Origin of the sequence: Erythrobacter ani, assembly GCF_019204025.1 — a bacterium.
Lineage (GTDB): Bacteria > Pseudomonadota > Alphaproteobacteria > Sphingomonadales > Sphingomonadaceae > Erythrobacter > Erythrobacter ani.
Genome location: NZ_JAGSPB010000001.1, coordinates 993,874 through 1,011,267, shown reverse-complemented (window position 1 = coordinate 1,011,267; position 17,394 = coordinate 993,874). Strand labels below are relative to the sequence as shown.

Here is a 17,394-nt window from a genome sequence, read left to right as displayed (position 1 = left end):
GTATCGTGTTGCCGAGGCTGCGGCTTACGGAGGTTTCCGTATCGGTGGCCTCCCGTCGACCCCGTAGAAGCGTGCTTTCGGCGAAATCTACGGAGGAGAAATCATGGCTGAAGAATCGCTTGTTGCCACAAAGCCTCGTCACCAGACCGGATTATCGGACTATTTGCGTGAGCCCTTTACCCGCCTGCGCGGCGAAGTCGACCGGATGTTCGATGAATTCCCGCCACGTTTCCCGGCGACCAATCTGGGCATCCGCTATCTTTCGTCGCTCCCTATGCCAGCGCTCGAAATGAAAGAGACCGACGAGGAATATCACCTCACCGTGGAATTGCCCGGTGTTTCTCAAGAGGATGTCGATATCTCGGTCGAAGGGGATATGCTCGTTTTGAAGGGTGAGAAAAAGGAGGAGCGCGAAGAGAAAGAGCGTGACTATACGATCTCGGAGCGCAGCTACGGCGCATTTGAGCGCCGCGTCTCGCTCCCGAAGGATTGCGTAGTAGATCAGATCCAGGCGAGTTCCGATAACGGCGTGATAACAATCGCAATTCCCCGCGCCCAGGGCGTTTCCGAAGGAGCGCGAAAGATCGAGATTTCGACAAAAGCGTAAGCCCAGTTTGGTGAACCTCAGAGGCTGTCTTGCGCTGGTAATTGCCCGCGTGGGGCAGCCCGATCTTCGTACGGGAAGAACCCTCGTTTGAAATATTAGATATTGCTAAATTAGATGAATCGCATATATAGAGGTCATGGCTACGGTACGACTTCTAGAACTCGATGAGATGCGCGCCAAAGCGGGTGAAGCGGCCGAATTTTTGCGCGCACTTTCAAATCGTCCGCGGCTGTTGGTACTGTGCCACCTAGTCGAGGCACGTGAACTCTCCGTGGGGCAATTGGTCGAGCGAGTGGGGATTAGCCAGTCCGCGTTGTCGCAACACTTGGCCAAGCTGCGCGAACAGGGCCTCGTGGCCTATCGCCGCGAGGCGCAGACTTTGTTTTATTGCATCGCAGACCCCCGCGCCGAACGCATTCTCGAAACCCTGCATGATCTGTTTTGTCCAAGCGAAGAGCACGACGATCGATAAGGACCAATCCGTATCGCGCGTGGCCCCAAGGTCGGGCGATGTGACCGTCACGAACTATGGAATTTGATGAAGATGAAATCCGATCCCAACATAGCGCAAGCGGCCGACCTCGTCGCTCAGACTTTACGCGGCGAGCAGGATGCTCCGGTCGTGAGAGGTTTCTTTCACGAGCCGACTTTCACTGCATCCTACGTCGTGCACGATCCCGCCACCAAAAGCGCAGCGATCATCGATTCAGTGCTCGATTTCGACCAACCTTCAGGTCGCACTGCGACTGAGTTCGCAGATCAGATGATCGCTTATATTCGTGAAGGCGGTCTTGAAGTCGACTTTATCCTCGAAACTCACGCACACGCCGATCATCTTTCGGCTGCGCCCTATTTGCAGGGCGAAGTGGGCGGTGAGATTGTGATCGGGCGCGAAATCCTGACGGTGCAGGAGGTTTTCGGGAAAGTCTTCAATGAGAGCGCCGCGTTCGTCCGCGATGGCTCGCAGTTTGATCGGCTAATAGAAGACGGTGAAACCTTGTCGCTAGGCGAGCTTGAGTTCATTGCGCTCCATGTTCCGGGCCACACCCCTGCTGACCTCGCCTATGTCGTCGGCGATGCGGTGTTTGTGGGCGACACCATGTTCATGCCGGATTACGGCACCGCGCGCGCGGATTTCCCTGGTGGTGATGCTCGAACGCTGTTCCGCTCGATCCGCCGATTGATGGCGCTCCCTGAAGACACCCGCGTGTTCCTCTGCCATGATTACAAAGCGCCCGGTCGCAACAAGTTCGTTTGGGAGACGACGATCGGCGCTCAGCGTGCGCGTAACGTCCATGCGCATGATGGCATCGACGAAGACGATTTCGTAGCCATGCGCACCGCGCGCGATGCGACACTTGGCATGCCGCGTCTGATCTTGCCCTCGATACAGATCAATATGCGCGCAGGACACCTGCCCGAGCCAGAAGATAACGGCACACGCTATCTGAAGCTGCCGCTGAACAGCCTTTAGGGGAGACAGAGACAATGACGACACCCGCACCCCTCGATCCGTTGGTCGCTTTAGGAGGCGGCTTGCTAATCGGCTTGGCAGCGGCAGTGCTGCTGTTGTTTTCCGGTCGTATCGCGGGGATCAGCGGTATGGTCGCCCGTGCTACTGGCATCGCCGACACCGGCATTCCGCGGCAACAAGCTCTCGCCTTTGTTCTCGGCCTGCCGCTTGGCGCGCTCATTGTCGGTTTCTGGATCCGGTCGCCCGATATTGCTGTGACCACGTCTGTGCCCCTGTTGATCGTAGCGGGTCTGCTCGTCGGTTACGGTACGCGCATGGGCAATGGGTGCACGAGCGGGCATGGCGTGTGCGGTGTCTCGCGTCTTTCCCCGCGATCGCTGGCAGCGACGGCCTCATTCATGCTGGCAGGTTTTTTCGTCGTCGCGGTCGCGCGGTACATGGTGGTGGGAGCATAGGATCATGCGGCAGACAGTGATCGCTCTCGCTACGGGTATCCTGTTCGGCGCCGGACTTGCGGTTTCGGATATGGTCAATCCTGCACGCGTGCTCGCCTTTCTGGACATCTTCGGAAGCTGGGACCCTGCGCTCGCCTTCGTAATGGCCGGGGCGATTATTCCCTCGGCCATCGCTTACTCCATCTCAAACCGCTTGCGCCAGCCGCTGCTCGACGGTCGCTTCTTCATACCGGAAAACCGGATTATCGATCGCAAATTGATCGCTGGAGCGACGATTTTCGGTGCGGGGTGGGGACTGGTGGGATACTGTCCGGGTCCAGCCATAGCAGGCATCGCTTTCGGAGACTGGCAGCCGATCGTGTTTTCTGCTGCGATGCTCGCAGGCATGTTTCTGCATCGATTTTCGACTGATCTCATCGAAACCCGGAAATCGATCGCCTGACGCTCGTGCATGGATAGATCCTCCATTCTGGCGCGCTATCTGCCGATCCTCGATTGGGGCAGGCGCTATGATCGCGCTGCACTAGGCAGCGATATGATGGCCGCCGTGATCGTAACCATCATGCTGATCCCGCAGAGCCTTGCTTATGCGCTGCTTGCCGGACTGCCGCCTGTGGTTGGGTTGTACGCGTCGATCCTGCCGCTCGCTGCGTATGCCTTGCTTGGCACAAGTCGGACACTGGCAGTCGGACCCGTTGCGGTGATCTCACTGATGACGGCATCGGCTGCGGGAAGCGTCGCGGCGCCCGGAACGCCGGAATATCTCGAAGCCGCCATCGCGCTCGCGATGCTGTCGGGCATTATGCTTGCCATCCTTGGCTTCATACGCGCCGGATTCCTCGCCAACCTCTTGTCGCACCCCGTGATATCGGGCTTCATCACTGCAAGCGGGATGCTCATCGCGACCAGCCAGCTGCGCCATATTCTCGGGATTCCAGGGGGAGGGGACAACTTACCTGAATTGGTCGAAAGGACCGTTTCAAATATCGGCACCTTCAATGTTTCGACCATCATGGTCGGGGTCTCCAGCCTCGTTTTCCTGTTCTGGGTACGCAAGGGTGCAAAGCCTGCCTTGATCCGCTTGGGCCTGAAACCGGGCGTGGCCGATATTCTCGCCAAGGCCGGCCCTATTCTGGCGGTTGTTGCTGCGATCTTTGCAGTCGTTTTTGGTGAGCTCGAAGAACGCGGCGTTGCGGTCGTTGGCGCCATCCCAAGCGGCTTGCCTCCCTTCGCCGCTCCGGTAGTAAATCTCGGATTGTGGAGCCAGCTATGGCTGCCCGCGCTGCTGATTTCGATCATAGGCTTCGTTGAAAGCGTCTCGGTCGCGCAGACACTTGCAGCGAAGCGCCGCCAAAGGATATCTCCGGATCAGGAATTGCTGGGCCTTGGTGCAAGCAATATTGCGGCGGCCTTTTCCGGCGGGTACCCGGTTACCGGCGGCTTCGCTCGGTCGGTCGTCAATTTCGATGCCGGTGCGCGCACCCCTGCCGCAGGAGCCTATACTGCTGTCGGTATTGCGCTCGCGTCGGTATTCCTGACCCCGCTGTTATTCTCGCTCCCAGTCGCCACTCTTGCCGCGACCATCATCGTAGCGGTGCTCGGCCTGATCGACGTGAAGACCCCGTTCCACCTGTGGCGATATTCCAAAAGCGACTTTTCCGCCCATATAGCCACCATTGCGATGACTTTGGCGATGGGTGTGGAAATTGGTGTCATTACCGGCGTCTCGACAGGTTTGATCCTCTATTTATGGAAGGCATCCAGACCCCATGCGGCGGTAGTCGGCAGGGTTCCCGGCACTGAACATTATCGCAATATCGACCGGCATGAGGTGATCACCTGGCCGCACATTCTGTCGATCCGGATCGACGAAAGCCTCACCTTCCTCAACGCCCGCTGGCTAGAGGAATACGTTCTTGAAAGAATGGTGGAGAAGCCCGAGCTGCGCCACGTGGTGCTGCTGTGTTCGGCAGTCAATTCGATCGACGCCTCGGGCCTCGAAAGTCTCGAGGCAATCAATCACCGTTTGGCCGATGCAGGGATCAGCCTTCACCTTTCCGAAGTTAAGGGTCCGGTGATGGATGGGCTCAAGCGGAGCGGAATTCTCGAGGAACTGCACGGGAAGATCTTTCTTTCTCAAGACAAAGCGATCGCGCAGCTGATCCAACAGGCGGACGCCGATCCGGAGGGCGAGGATCATTGGCATGCTCGCGGGCTGATCTAATCACATCGCTACCGGAGATTTACCTATAGGCCCCGCGTGAGGGGCGGCGCACACTTTTGCTCGGTTTTGCAGAACCTGAGGAGCGCGAGCCATGCCTTCGATCAAGCGCCGGATTGCCGCCACAACCGCAAGCGCCATCATCTTGGCAACGACCGGCTGCGCGATGAGCAGTACACCATACCAGCCGTTGAGCGCGGGGAGCCGGGTGTCGGGCGGTTATGCCGACCTGCGCATTGATGAGACGCACTACCGGGTTAGCTTTGCCGGCAACCGTCTCACCTCTCGGGAGCGGGTCGAAAGCTATTTGCTGTTTCGCGCAGCTGAGCTAACTTTGCTCAAGGGCTATGACTACTTCATCATCCAGGATCGCGAAGTCGAGCATCAGATCGAGCGGCAGATTCGGCGGGATCCGATCTACGACCCTTGGTATTCGCCCTATCATACTCATTGGCGGCCCTATTGGCGGTATTACCGCACCGGACGCGGTTGGTACCATTGGTATCCCTATTTCGGTGATCCTTTCTGGGCGGACCGCTACAGCGTCCGCATGATCGAGCGGTTCGAAGCGAATGCCGACATCGTGATGGGCAAGGGTGAAAGGCCTAATGGAAACCTGCGGAGTTTCGACGCGCTTGAGGTGCGCGACCGCCTGTCTCCGCAAATCGAATATCCTAACGATTGAGTCTAGCCGCGCGGGGCGACGCGCATTCCGTCCTCGATAGTGCTGCCTGGATTGATGATGACAGTGGCGCTTTCATCCAACCCATCAAGAAGCTGTGCATGCTCATCGTTGATCTGCCCGAGCTTCACGGTAACCACACGGGCTCGCCCGTCTTCGACAGCGAAGACCTGCCATTCGCCATTCGGTCCGCGAAACAGCGATCCTATGGGCACTCGAAGCGTTGCTTCCTCTCGCCAGAGCTCGATCGTCGCATCGACCTGATAACCGTGGCCCAAGCGGGCACCCTGAACGGCGGATTCTGTCTCGAACCCGATGATGACGTTCACCCGCTGCTCTTCGATCCCCAGTGCTGAAATCCTTAGCTGGCCGAAGGGTTCGATGCGCTCGACCATACCGATCAGTGGATTGGGCCCGCCCCATTGCGTTATGCGGACGCTATTTCCCGCCCTCACCCGCACGGCCTCGCGCGAAAGCAGATCCACGACCACTTCGATCGTTTCAGGATTGCCGATCGTCATCAGCGGGGTCCCTTCGATGATGACGCCCTCGCTTTCATTGATCACCGACAGGACTTTGCCCGGCGCAGGCGCGCGTATAGTGACAGGGCCCCCACTTCCTGAGCCGCTGGGATCAGCCAGCATTGAGCGGAGGCGTGCAACTTCTGCGCGTGCCTGTTGTTGCTGAGAACGATTGGTGGCGACCAGTGTACGTGCTGCTTCAAGCTGCGCTTTTGGCAGGAAGCCGCGGTTGAAGATCGCTTCCGCACGGGCGAGATCTCGCATGGACTGCTCGTAGGCTGCACTCGCACCGCTTTCAGCCGCACTTGCCGCGGCCAAGGCACCGCGCATTTCGTCCCGGGTGCGCTGGTCCAGCGGACTGGACGGCCGCCCCGTCATCCGTGTGATCAGCGTGCCTCGGCTGACCGTATCGCCCGGCTCGAGTTCGATGCGTGACAAGAAACCCGTGACGGGGGCGGAAACGACAAACATTTCCTCCGCCCGCGTCACCCCGTCATCTGTAATGCCCACCGACATTTCCCCGCGTGACACCGTGTCCGTATCGACTGCCACCGCTTCGGGCCACAGCGAATATACCAACCCTGCGATCAGCAATACCGCGATCAAAATGGCCCATCGCCAGCTCTTGATCCGTTCGATCATCAGTCGCGCGCCTTCAACACTCGAACCATATCGAGCCGCATCACCCGCCGCGCCACAATGACCGCAGTGAGCAGGGCGGCGATCAGGACGACTATTGCGGCTTCGCCATAGGTCGCATTGGCAGGGGCAAAGGGTAGGCGAAACAGGTCGGACCCGAACATACGCAGCATCAGCTGGGCGAGCCAAAATCCGATCATGAGACCCACGGGTACCGAGATCACAACCAGCAGGGCAATCTCGCCGATCAAGACTACCGCCACTTCTAACCGGTGGTAGCCGAGCACCCTCAAAGTCGCGAGTTCATGTGCGCGCTCGGAAAAAAGGATGCGCGCGCTGTTGTACACCACCCCTACGGCAATCGCGGACGCGAAAGCGATATAGAACGTGAGCATGGTGTTGATGTTGTCGTCGATCATCTCTTCGAAACGCGACATTTCAAGATCACGGTCGCCAATGCTCAGCACTGCTGGCATTGTTTTGAGCACTGTAAGGATATTATCGCGTTCAGCGGGATCGATGAGCAGCAACGCAGCGCCAACCGGCGCACCATCGCGGGCGAGCTTTTCGATCGTCTCGTTCGTCGCATATGCGCGCGCGCCAATGAATTCGTCTACCGTCGCGCCGACGGGAAGCATCGCCTCGGTCCGCCGGCCGCCGAGCATTTTCACATATACACTGTCGCCCGGATCGACTTTGAGCTGATCGGCGAGTTGGCGGCTGAGCATGAGCCCGCCTGGCGGCATTGAAATCACGTTCCCATCCTGGTCGATCCGCGCGGTCAGTTTTGCACTTGGCGGGATCGCTTCGAGTGCGGTGCGTTCAAGGCGATTTCCATGGTTCATCTCGACGCTGAGACCGCGCACCGGCTCAACGCGCAAAACGCCGGGCATCTGTCGCAATTCAAACAGCACGTCCTCATTCCGCGCTTCGGTGAAGGTGACAGAGATGTCCTGTTGTTGCGACCGGAAGAAGTAGGACTCGAGCATGAATTCGCTGGAATCGATAAATTGCAAGGTGGAGAACAGCAGCCCTATCGAAAGCGCCACCCCGCCAATCGTCATTGAAGAGCGTGCGGGCCATCGGGCGATATGCCGCACGATCATATGCCCGATTGCGGAGAACCCTGCGTTCTGGCCAATTCGCTCCACCATCCCCGCACGGTAGACCGGCGGCGGGGGAGGCGACATGGCGACGGCAGGAGTGAGCCGCGCGGCCGACCAAACCCCGCTGACCGCGCCGACCGCAGCCGAAGCGACCGCCAAAGCGCTGGCGCCAAAAAAGACGCTCGGTTCGAAGCTGAACCGCAGGATCGGGAAGTGGTAATAACGCGCATAAAGCTCTGTCAGTTCGCGAGCCATCCATACGCCCGCTATCGCACCCAGAATGGTAGCCAGTATCGCAATGGCGATCGCGAATTTGAGGTAGTGGCCCGCAATAGCCGCATCCGAATAGCCGAACGCCTTGAACAGTCCGATAAGCGAGCGCTGCGTTCGGATCATTCGGCCAAGCACAACATAAACTAAGAACGTGGCCACCAGCAGGAAAACGGGCGGGAATATCTTGACCATGGCTTCGAGCTGGTCGAGCTCGCTGTCGAGAAAAACGTGGCTGGGATGGTCGTCACGGTCGAAGGCTCCCGTCCCGCCGTAAGGTTCGAGAATGCGATCGATGGCGCGGATCACGTCCGCTTGCGATGCGTCGCGCTGCAGCTTTACGGACAGTGTGTTAATCGCCTCGGTCCGGTCGGTCGCGGCCTCAAGCGCCTCTTCGCCCATCCAGAACACCCCGAAGCGCGTATCGTCGGGAATAATGTCGCCGGGAGCCAGAGCGTTGACGTAATTTGGCGCAAGTCCAATTCCCACGACCTTCAGGCGTTGCATGCGGCCGTAGATGATTGCATCGAACTCGTGACCAAGGACGACATTGTTCGCCAAGGCAAAGGCCTCGTCAGCGACGACCTCTTCGGGTTGGCCGGGCGCCGGCATTCGGCCTGTCTTGAGGCTGACGAGATTGATCCTGTCGCGGCCGCGCTCATCGACCGATTGCAGGAGCGCGCGCACCGCTTCGATCCGGTTTGGGAAATCGAGGATTGCATATTGCACGATCGACCCCTGAGCCTGCTGGACGCCTTCGATCGCCGAAACCTGGTCAAGAACGCTTCGCGGCGCACGGGTCATGTTAGCAAAGACGTCACCGAAATTGTTTTCCGAGTAATAGGCCTCGCGCGTTTCATAGAGCGACCGATGGACGCCCATCGAAAGGATGAATGTCGCTGAGGCCGCAGCCAGCACGACCGCAATGGCCAGCGCCTGTCCCCGCATGCGCCACAGGTCGCGCATAAGCTTGAGATCGAGCGCTCTCACCAGCTGATCTCCGATGGGCTGATACGGTGTGTATTGGTCTCGATCCGCGCGATCCTGCCGTCGAGAAAGTGGAACACGCGATCGGCCATCGCGGCGATCCCGGCATTGTGAGTGATAATGAGCAAAGTGGTACCAAGTTCGCGATTGGCCTGTTCAAGTGTCTCGAGCACGCGCACCCCGGTCCGACTGTCGAGAGCGCCGGTGGGTTCGTCGCAGAGGAGCACGCTGGGCTGCTTTGCGATCGCGCGGGCTACGGCGACGCGCTGTTGTTCACCGCCTGAAAGCTGGGCGGGGTAGTGATGTTTGCGGTCCGCAAGCCCGACAAGAGCCAGCGCCTCTCCCGGGTCCATAGGGTTGCTGGCGATGTCGGTGACCAGGCGCACATTCTCTTCTGCCGTGAGGCTGGGGATGAGGTTGTAGAACTGGAAAATGAAACCGATATTCGCGCGCCGAAACCGCGTAAGATCGCGATCGTCGAGTGCGGTCAGCTCGATCTCGTCATAATGCAGCGTGCCCGAGGTTGGCCGGTCCAGCCCGCCAACGATGTTGAGCAGTGTCGATTTCCCGCTCCCGGATGGTCCCAGCAAAACGAGGCTCTCGCCCTTCTTGATGTCGAAATCGACGCCCCGCAAGGCATGCACTTCGGTCTCGCCGGTGACATATATCTTGCGCAGGTCGTGTCCGGAAAAAGCATTCCGCTCCAACTGCATGGTGCTGTTTTCCGTATTGGCCTGCATGACGCCAGAATAACCGGCACGGGTCACAGCGCCTTACGTAAATGCCGAAGGTTCATTGCTATTACGCTAGTGACAAAAGCGCAGCCACGCCTCCGAAATAGACGAGAATTGCAGCGATTGAATCCTGCCCCATACGAAGGACGGTCCTGTCGCGCCTTTCGATCAGGCCGATCACGAAGATTCCCGTCAAGACCAGCGCCAGCATGGCTGCGGCAATTTCAAAGCCTCCCGCTTGCTCGATGACTCCCTGGCCTGGTGCGACCAGGTCGATTGCGAGAATGATCGCGAGATTGAACATGTTCGACCCGAATATCTCGCCAATCGCCAGTTCGTAGCGCTTGTGACGCATCGCCCCGATGATGGCGCTCGCTTCAGGAAGCGAAGTCGCTGCCGCGATGATCAACAGACCGACGACGCCTTCGCCCAACCCGGTTTCTCTGGCAATCGCTTCACCCGCATTGGCGAGCGTCACTCCCCCGACGAGAATAACCGATGCCAGCCCGATCAGTATCAACGCCAGCCTTCTCGTCGATATCGATTTCTCACGCGTTTCTTCGGCCACCTCTAGATCCGGTGGATTGATGACTTGCCACATCGGTCGGCGTTCCGCTCGGCCGGAAATAAAGAGCGCAACCAAAACTGCGGCAAAGACAGCGATCGACCAAAGACTGACGGGGCCGCCGAAATCGCCGCCACCAATACCGATCGCCGCACCGACGAACGCGAACAGGGTCATACCCAGGACGCCCTGGATCAGCGTGACCGGCCTTGCGACGACAGACGTCAGCGACTTTTTCCCCAGCGTCATATCTGCAAGTGCGAGAAGGAGAAGGTTGAGACTCGCGCTGCCCAGAATGTCGTTGAGCGACAAAAGCGGCACGCCGATGGCCGCCGCCGTGGTCCCGGTGGCCAATTCCGGCAGCGAAGTAATGCCGCCGAGCACCAGCATTCCCGCAAGCCCCTGTCCGACGCCGGTTTTTTCGCTCAGCGCGACAACATAGGCGGGGAGCCGGGTGCCTGCCCACCAGACCGCAGCCGCCGCGAGCAGGAAAACGAAGGCCGTTTGCCACAGCACGCTCATGGGCAGTCGCGTCCAGCGACTTGAATTAGGGCGGAAGCGTCCACGTATCGAACATCATGCCTATGTCGGTTCCGCAATATCCGTAGATGTCCCGAGCACGGACCTATCCGAGTTAGCGGCTTTGTCCTCGGGTCACGACCTTGGGAGGTTTGCGTAGTTACGCGCAGGCGCACCGCACATAGCGTTTGGTCTCCTCCAATCAATCGAGAGAGATTCAGGAGACTATCATGAGCACCACGATCCTCCCGCTTTTCGACAAATCCTTGCAGAGTACGGCAATCTGGCTCGAGGAGATCCAATCGGAGATTGGCCCTGATCGGGCATTTGCCTGGCGAGTGCTTTCAGTGGTCCTTCAGAATCTGCGCGACAACTTGCCGCTGGAGCTATCGGCACATCTGGGCGCGCAATTACCGATGATCGTGCGGGGCACATTCTACGATCGGTTTGATCCCACTGGCCTCCCGAAGCAGTCGCATAGAACCGACGAGTTTCTGGCATCCATTTCTGACGGGCTGCATGGCAGTCGTGGCGTCGATCCTCGGGAAGCCGTGCATGCTGTGTTCGGCGTACTCAACCGACATTTGTCGCGCGGGCAGATTGATAAAGTCATCCGTTCGCTGCCGCGCGAAATTCGCGCGATGTGGCCGGAGACTGAGGTGGCAAACTAGGTGCGGCCATCAAATCGGACAATCCGCTGGTTTGAGACGCTCTCGCACGAAGATGTCGCAATCGTCGGTGGCAAGAATGCCTCTTTGGGCGAGATGATCGGCGCGCTCGTCGACAAGGGCATTCAAGTTCCACCAGGCTTTGCGACTACAGCTGACGCGTTTCGCGAATATGTATCTGCGAACGATCTAGACGATGTTCTGGAAGCGCAACTGACACGCTATCACGATGGCCGACTGACCGTGTCCCAGGCGGGCATGGCAATTCGCACGGCTATCCTCGACGGCGAATGGCCGGACGACATCGCGCAAGCGATCCTCGTAGGATATCGAGAGCTGAGCGCGCGCTCTGGCGTGGATACCGTAAGCGTCGCCGTCCGATCCAGTGCCACCGCAGAAGACTTACCGAATGCAAGCTTTGCGGGGCAGCAGGAAACCTTCCTCAACATTTGCGGTGAGCAGGCTCTGCTCGAAGCGTGCAAGCGCTGCTTCGCTTCGCTCTATACCGACCGCGCGATAGTATACCGCGAGCTCAAGGGCTTCGCTCACCAAGCCGTCGCACTCTCTATCGGAGTGCAGCTCATGATCCGGTCCGACGAAGCCGGAGCAGGCGTGACGTTTTCGATCGATACCGAGACGGGATTTGACCGTGTAGTGCTCATCAATGCTGCCTGGGGCTTGGGTGAAAGCGTAGTGCAGGGTGCAGTCGAGCCTGATGAGTACCACGTCTTCAAGCCGCTGCTTGAGGACACTTCTCTCGTGCCAATTATTGAGAAGAAGTGCGGGCTCAAACAACGCAAACTCGTCTATGGTGAGGAGGGGGCTGGCACGAGCTGGGTCGAGACAGGTACCGCCGACCGGCAAATCTATGTGCTGAGCGATCAGGAAATCCTTACCCTCGCGCGCTGGGCCAAAATCGTTGAGGAGCACTACGGCTTCCCGATGGACATCGAATGGGCCAAGGATGGCCGCGATGGCGAGCTATACGTCGTACAGGCGCGTCCAGAAACTGTGCAGGCTCAAACCCGCATCGATGTTCTGCATACTTCCAGCGTCGTCAATGCCGGCGCAGTGATGGCTTCGGGACAGGCAATCGGATCAGGCGCAGCCTCTGGTCCAGTCTGCGTCATTTCCAGCGCTGATGAGATTGCGCGCTTTGTCGATGGCTCGGTGCTCGTCACGGGTGTGACCGATCCCGACTGGGTGCCAGTGATGAAGCGCGCCGCCGCTATCGTCACCGATCATGGCGGCCGGACTTCCCACGCCGCGATCGTAAGCCGCGAACTCGGCGTGCCCGCAATCGTGGGCTGCGGAGATGCGACTTCCAAGCTTCGCGACGAGCAGCTCGTAACGGTCAATTGCACGCGGGGAGATCGCGGCACTGTCCATCAAGGCGAGGCGGAAATCAGGGAAGAAAGCATTGATCTTTCCGCGTTGCCGCACACCCGTACAAAGGTGATGCTAAACTTGGCAGATCCCGGCGCCGCCTACCGCTGGTGGAAGCTCCCTGCGGATGGCGTGGGCCTTACTCGGATGGAGTTCGTCATATCGAACCGTGTTAGAGTACATCCGATGGCCCTGCTGGAACCCAGGCGCGTGGCAGATCCGCGCGAGCGAGTGATCATCCGGCAACTGACACGAGGGTTTTCCAGCCCTGCCGAATATTACGTTGACCGCCTCTCACGCGGGCTTGCGCGGATCGCTGCCGTCTATTTCCCCAAGCGCGTCATCATCCGATTCAGCGATTTCAAATCGAACGAATATGCCGACCTGATTGGCGGCCGTGTGTTCGAGCCGCATGAGGAAAACCCAATGCTCGGCTTTCGCGGTGCCGCGCGCTACGCATCACCTTTGTTCCGCGATGCTTTTGCGCTTGAATGCCAGGCGATCCAGCGCCTGCGGGAGGATATGGGCTTTACCAATGTCGCGGTGATGGTGCCATTTTGCCGCACTGTGCACGAGGCAGACCAAGTGCTCGCGGAGATGGCGGCCAACGGGCTTGAGCGCGGCAAGGCTGCGCTCGACGTGCTCGTTATGTGCGAGGTGCCGAGTAATGTCGTGCTGGCTGCGGAATTTGCCAAACGCTTCGATGGCTTTTCGATCGGAAGCAACGATCTCACACAATTGGTGCTCGGGATAGACCGAGATTCCGAACTGCTCGCCGATCAGTTCGACGCTCGCGATCCGGCTGTAAAGTGGATGATCCAGCGCGTCATCGCCGAGGCCAGGACATGCGGTTCCTCGGTCGGCCTGTGCGGGCAAGCACCGAGCGACCATCCCGATTTCGCAGAGTTCCTCGTCGCGTGCGGGATCGACGCGATTTCGGTTACACCCGATAGCTTCGTTGCGGTGAAGGACCATGTCGCAAAAGCAGAAGCAACTGGTGTGGCCGTCAACCATTCGAAACACGGTTCCGGCTAATGATGAACATCGCGACACTCACGCTCAACCCAACCATCGACATCGCCTATGTGGTGGAGAAATTGGAGCACACCGACAAGCTGCGAGCGCCTCCGCAAACGGTCGATCCTGGCGGCGGGGGTCTAAATGTGGCGCGCGTGTTCGTGAGGATGGGGGGAAACGCGCGCTGTATCTATCTGTCAGGTGGATCAACCGGGATTGCGCTCGATGCGCTGCTCGACCTTCATCAATTGGTGCGTGAGAAGATCGCGATTGGTGGCGAGACGCGGATCAGCCCGGTGATCTACGAGAAATCGAGCAGTCACGAATACCGGATCGTCCCTGCGGGTCCGCAAGTCAGCCAAGCAGAATGCGACGCGTGCCTCCAGCGGGTCAGTGAAATAGACTGCGACTACCTTGTGATGAGCGGTTCGCTCCCGCGCGGTGTCCCTTCCAATTTCTACGCTCAAGCAGCTGCCGTCGCGCATCGCCGTGGGATCCGTACTGTGCTCGATACATCGGGCGACGCTCTGGCCGCGGCCATCGCTGATGGGGGATTTGAGCTGATCAAGCCAAATCTAAAGGAGTTTCAGGATCTTATTGGCGAGAAACTGACGGACATCAATGCGATTTGCGAGGCAGCTGGAAAAGTCGTCGCGCAGGGCGGTGCAAGGCTCGTGGCCGTAAGCATGGGCGAGTTCGGCGGGGTGCTAGCAAGCGAGGCAGGCACGGTTGTGCTGGGAGCGCCAGAGGTCGAAACAAATAGCGCGGTCGGCGCCGGCGACAGCTGCGTCGCCGCGATCGTACACGGATTGGCCTCGGGCAAAAGCGACGAGGACGCATTCCGGCTCGGGATTGCTGCGGGTGCGGCGGCCTTGATTACATCTGGAACTGGCTTGGCTGCAGCGGATGATATCGAAGACCTTTATCGGAAATCGCATCCGCCTTCCTGACGCCCCGATATCGCTACGGCAATCTGCGTAATTACCCGATGGCTTCAAAGCCGCACTTTTGCTTCGCAATATTAACGACGGAGCGAAACCATGGCCGAACTCATGAAAGCCGCGATCTTTATCAAACCTGGGCGGATAGTGCTGGGTGAAAAACCGATCCCCGATGTGGGGCCGCTCGACGCACTGCTCCGCATCACCACCACGACGATCTGCGGAACCGATGTGCATATTTTGAAAGGGGAGTATCCGGTCGAGGCAGGACTGACCATCGGACATGAGCCGGTGGGCGTGATCGAAAAGCTCGGCTCGGCGGTTACGGGCTATGAAGAAGGGCAGCGCGTCATCGCCGGCGCGATCACTCCTGCGGGAACGTCTTACGCTTCATTGTGCGGCTGCCATGCGCAGTGCGGCGGGCAGGGCAAACACGGCTTCAAGGCCATCGGTGGTTGGCGGTTTGGCAATACGATTGACGGGTGTCAGGCAGAGTACCTGCTGGTTCCCGATGCGATGGCGAACCTTGCGCCGGTGCCTGATGGGCTGACGGACGAACAAGTGTTGATGTGCCCCGACATCATGTCGACCGGTTTCAGCGGTGCGGAATCGGGCAAGATCAAGATCGGCGATACGGTCGCCGTTTTCGCGCAAGGGCCGATCGGACTATGCGCAACCGCCGGCGCTCATATGATGGGCGCGACCACCATCATCGGGGTCGAAACCGTCCCCGAGCGTCAGGAAATGGCCCGGAGAATGGGTGCGACCCATATTGTCGATTTTAACAAAGTCGATCCGGTCGACGAGATCATGAATATCACCGATGGACGAGGCGTTGACGTGGCGATTGAGGCGCTGGGCATTCAGGAAACTTTCGAAGGGGCGATGCGAGTTCTGCGCCCCGGAGGAACGCTGTCCTCACTGGGTGTATATTCTGGCGATCTCGCTATTCCGCTCGAACCCTTCTCTGCGGGTCTCGGGGATCACACCATCCGCACCACGCTCTGCCCGGGGGGCAAGGAGCGGATGCGGCGCTTGATGGATGTGGTTGCCTCGGGCCGGGTGGATGCGGGCCAACTGGTCACGCACCACTACCCACTCGATTCAATTGAAGACGCCTACGAACTGTTTTCCCATCAGCGCGACGGCGTGCTCAAGGTGGCGATCAGGCCGTAGCGGTCGCAGGCGCGGATGCGGGAGCTGGCGAAGAAACCGAAAGGGCTCCCGCCATTTGCCGAATAAACGCTCCCAGCCCGAACAGCATGGCGAACAATAGGGCAAGGAGACCGACCAAGGGGATCATTGCGACGGCCAACAGGAGCAGTACACCGCCCAGCGGCCAGGCGATCCGCTCCCAAGTCGTCTCAGGTGGGCCTTCTTTCTTCGTCACGATCCGGCGAGCCGCCATTCCTACGAAATGCGCACTCACTGCGACTGCTATCGGAGTGAGTGCAAGCGATGCGAACAGCAGCAGGGCGGCGAGCGGGATTCCCAGCGCCGTCCAAAGCAGGACCACGCCAAGCACGGGCACGATAAGTGCATAGAGCACTCCGACGCCTAACGCCTTGAGCGGCGTGGACTGCAGCATTGCGGAAGTTTTTCGCATCAGGCCCGGCACGGCAATCACCAACAGCGCGACGATCACGAAATAGCTCACAATCATGGATAGGCCGAAATACAGGAAGAAAGCCCCGACGCCTGCGCCGACTTCCTCTGCGGTGTAGCTCTCCAAAGCAGGAAGCTGAGTACGGCTGCCTTCAATGACCGATGCAGGGTCTACAGTGAGGTTCTCCCCGCGATAGAACAGATCGCCCTGAATTCGCGCATTCGGACCAAGAACGATTGTATCGCCCGATAGACGCGCCGTGCCCGCGACGGCCGAGTTGACGAAGATCTCGGCTGCTCCAATCCTGAGGTCTTGCCCGACAGGCGCTTCAAAATGGACGTTGCCTCCGGTGATCACGGCTGTCCCGCCGATCTCGAAATCCTCAGCAGCGACAATGTCTCCGCCGGCGACGATAATGTCATCGGCCACATTTGCCGTATTCAACCTGATCTCCCCGCCGACGGCGATAATATCGCTGACCTGTGCATCGGAAATTGTGAGATCGCCGCCTGCGAGGAAGAGATGGTCGGCGCGGGCTCCTCTCACATCAACCATACGGCCCGCAGCAAAAAGGTCGTCTGTTGTGTTGTCCGAAGCGACGACTTCTTCGCCTGAAAGGAAGATCATGTCAGTTTGTTCCGCAGCCTCGGTGTTTTGCACAGAAGCCTGCGCTTTTGCTTGCGTCACATCCTGAGCGGAGGAAACCGCCGGCGCACCCAACGCGCTGGCCCCGAACATCGCCACGATGGCGAAGCGCTTGAATGATCCTATTGGTGCAAGAGACATGTGCTGATCCTCCCTGATCCGGCGATGCGCCAGTCGAGGCAGGACATTGACGGGGAGAGTGGAAAGCCGACATCCGTAAATGCCCGGAGGTATGACGCCGCGTTCGTCGGCTGAACATGTGCGCGCTGCTCTTGTTATCTCGCAGTCCGATGACGCATCGCGGCGCTGCGATATGGCGCGCGCTAACGATCGATCCGTCGTTGATCCCGC

At 59.1% G+C, this 17,394-nt stretch carries 16 protein-coding genes; 11 read left to right on the top strand and 5 right to left on the bottom strand.

Annotated elements, in window-relative coordinates; all coding sequences use genetic code 11:
• Positions 1-103: 103 nt before the first annotated feature.
• The 7 genes from KCG45_RS04775 (at position 104) to KCG45_RS04745 (ending at position 5,442) form a co-directional block, all read left to right on the top strand.
• Positions 104-607, top strand: coding sequence for an Hsp20/alpha crystallin family protein (locus tag KCG45_RS04775; protein WP_218315936.1), 504 nt, complete (start codon positions 104-106; stop codon positions 605-607).
• A gap of 136 nt (positions 608-743) precedes the next feature.
• Positions 744-1,079, top strand: coding sequence for an ArsR/SmtB family transcription factor (locus tag KCG45_RS04770; RefSeq protein ID WP_218315935.1), 336 nt, complete (start codon positions 744-746; stop codon positions 1,077-1,079).
• A gap of 72 nt (positions 1,080-1,151) precedes the next feature.
• Positions 1,152-2,081 carry an MBL fold metallo-hydrolase gene (locus KCG45_RS04765; protein ID WP_500793902.1) on the top strand — a complete coding sequence of 310 codons (930 nt, stop codon included), beginning with the start codon at positions 1,152-1,154 and terminating at the stop codon, positions 2,079-2,081.
• 14 nt (positions 2,082-2,095) lie between these two features.
• Positions 2,096-2,536 (top strand): YeeE/YedE family protein, encoded by a 441-nt coding sequence (locus KCG45_RS04760; RefSeq protein WP_218315933.1) that lies wholly within the window; start codon positions 2,096-2,098, stop codon positions 2,534-2,536.
• Positions 2,537-2,540: 4 nt separating this feature from the next.
• Positions 2,541-2,978: a DUF6691 family protein gene (locus tag KCG45_RS04755; RefSeq protein ID WP_218315932.1), complete on the top strand. Its 438-nt coding sequence runs from the start codon at positions 2,541-2,543 to the stop codon at positions 2,976-2,978.
• A gap of 9 nt (positions 2,979-2,987) precedes the next feature.
• The gene (locus KCG45_RS04750) at positions 2,988-4,760 is read left to right on the top strand and encodes a SulP family inorganic anion transporter (RefSeq protein ID WP_218315931.1); all 1,773 of its coding nucleotides are present in this window, start codon (positions 2,988-2,990) and stop codon (positions 4,758-4,760) included.
• A 91-nt stretch (positions 4,761-4,851) separates the two neighbouring features.
• Positions 4,852-5,442 (top strand): CC0125/CC1285 family lipoprotein, encoded by a 591-nt coding sequence (locus tag KCG45_RS04745; RefSeq protein ID WP_218315930.1) that lies wholly within the window; start codon positions 4,852-4,854, stop codon positions 5,440-5,442.
• A 2-nt stretch (positions 5,443-5,444) separates the two neighbouring features.
• Here the strand turns inward: KCG45_RS04745 and KCG45_RS04740 are convergent, their stop codons facing one another.
• Genes KCG45_RS04740 through KCG45_RS04725 form a run of 4 tightly spaced genes read right to left on the bottom strand, consistent with a single transcriptional unit; the run spans position 5,445 to position 10,783 of the window.
• Positions 5,445-6,602, bottom strand: a complete 1,158-nt coding sequence (locus tag KCG45_RS04740; protein WP_218315929.1) for an efflux RND transporter periplasmic adaptor subunit — start codon at positions 6,600-6,602, stop codon at positions 5,445-5,447.
• The gene (locus KCG45_RS04735) at positions 6,602-8,965 is read right to left on the bottom strand and encodes an ABC transporter permease (RefSeq protein ID WP_218315928.1); all 2,364 of its coding nucleotides are present in this window, start codon (positions 8,963-8,965) and stop codon (positions 6,602-6,604) included. The genes KCG45_RS04740 and KCG45_RS04735 overlap by 1 nt, the downstream gene beginning before the upstream one ends.
• On the bottom strand, positions 8,962-9,729 hold the full coding sequence (locus KCG45_RS04730; RefSeq protein WP_439648904.1) for an ABC transporter ATP-binding protein: 768 nt from the start codon (positions 9,727-9,729) through the stop codon (positions 8,962-8,964). Before KCG45_RS04730 ends, KCG45_RS04735 begins: the two co-directional genes overlap by 4 nt.
• Before the next feature lie 34 nt (positions 9,730-9,763).
• Positions 9,764-10,783 (bottom strand): sodium:calcium antiporter, encoded by a 1,020-nt coding sequence (locus KCG45_RS04725; RefSeq protein ID WP_218315927.1) that lies wholly within the window; start codon positions 10,781-10,783, stop codon positions 9,764-9,766.
• 227 nt (positions 10,784-11,010) lie between these two features.
• Between KCG45_RS04725 and KCG45_RS04720 the strand changes: the two genes are divergently transcribed.
• From KCG45_RS04720 to KCG45_RS04705, 4 genes are all read left to right on the top strand, one after another.
• A complete protein-coding gene (locus tag KCG45_RS04720; protein WP_218315926.1) occupies positions 11,011-11,451 on the top strand; it encodes a DUF2267 domain-containing protein in 441 nt (146 codons plus the stop codon).
• On the top strand, positions 11,452-13,869 hold the full coding sequence (gene ppsA / locus KCG45_RS04715; protein ID WP_218315925.1) for a phosphoenolpyruvate synthase: 2,418 nt from the start codon (positions 11,452-11,454) through the stop codon (positions 13,867-13,869).
• Positions 13,869-14,801: a 1-phosphofructokinase family hexose kinase gene (locus tag KCG45_RS04710; protein ID WP_218315924.1), complete on the top strand. Its 933-nt coding sequence runs from the start codon at positions 13,869-13,871 to the stop codon at positions 14,799-14,801. Before ppsA ends, KCG45_RS04710 begins: the two co-directional genes overlap by 1 nt.
• A 90-nt stretch (positions 14,802-14,891) precedes the next feature.
• Entirely contained in the window at positions 14,892-15,968 is a 1,077-nt protein-coding gene (locus KCG45_RS04705; RefSeq protein ID WP_218315923.1) for an NAD(P)-dependent alcohol dehydrogenase, read from the top strand.
• Here KCG45_RS04705 and KCG45_RS04700 read toward each other — a convergent pair.
• Positions 15,958-17,184: a DUF8173 domain-containing protein gene (locus KCG45_RS04700; protein WP_218315922.1), complete on the bottom strand. Its 1,227-nt coding sequence runs from the start codon at positions 17,182-17,184 to the stop codon at positions 15,958-15,960. The genes KCG45_RS04705 and KCG45_RS04700 overlap by 11 nt on opposite strands.
• Positions 17,185-17,394 lie beyond the last annotated feature (210 nt).

Bases quoted from the DNA above. Each gene is read 5' to 3' on its own strand.
- KCG45_RS04775 (WP_218315936.1), top strand. From the start codon at position 104: ATGGCTGAAGAATCGCTTGTTGCCACAAAGCCTCGTCACCAGACCGGA.
- KCG45_RS04770 (WP_218315935.1), top strand. From the start codon at position 744: ATGGCTACGGTACGACTTCTAGAACTCGATGAGATGCGCGCCAAAGCG.
- KCG45_RS04765 (WP_500793902.1), top strand. From the start codon at position 1,152: ATGAAATCCGATCCCAACATAGCGCAAGCGGCCGACCTCGTCGCTCAG.
- KCG45_RS04760 (WP_218315933.1), top strand. From the start codon at position 2,096: ATGACGACACCCGCACCCCTCGATCCGTTGGTCGCTTTAGGAGGCGGC.
- KCG45_RS04755 (WP_218315932.1), top strand. From the start codon at position 2,541: ATGCGGCAGACAGTGATCGCTCTCGCTACGGGTATCCTGTTCGGCGCC.
- KCG45_RS04750 (WP_218315931.1), top strand. From the start codon at position 2,988: ATGGATAGATCCTCCATTCTGGCGCGCTATCTGCCGATCCTCGATTGG.
- KCG45_RS04745 (WP_218315930.1), top strand. From the start codon at position 4,852: ATGCCTTCGATCAAGCGCCGGATTGCCGCCACAACCGCAAGCGCCATC.
- KCG45_RS04740 (WP_218315929.1), bottom strand. From the start codon at position 6,602: ATGATCGAACGGATCAAGAGCTGGCGATGGGCCATTTTGATCGCGGTA.
- KCG45_RS04725 (WP_218315927.1), bottom strand. From the start codon at position 10,783: ATGAGCGTGCTGTGGCAAACGGCCTTCGTTTTCCTGCTCGCGGCGGCT.
- KCG45_RS04720 (WP_218315926.1), top strand. From the start codon at position 11,011: ATGAGCACCACGATCCTCCCGCTTTTCGACAAATCCTTGCAGAGTACG.
- KCG45_RS04710 (WP_218315924.1), top strand. From the start codon at position 13,869: ATGATGAACATCGCGACACTCACGCTCAACCCAACCATCGACATCGCC.
- KCG45_RS04705 (WP_218315923.1), top strand. From the start codon at position 14,892: ATGGCCGAACTCATGAAAGCCGCGATCTTTATCAAACCTGGGCGGATA.
- KCG45_RS04700 (WP_218315922.1), bottom strand. From the start codon at position 17,184: ATGTCTCTTGCACCAATAGGATCATTCAAGCGCTTCGCCATCGTGGCG.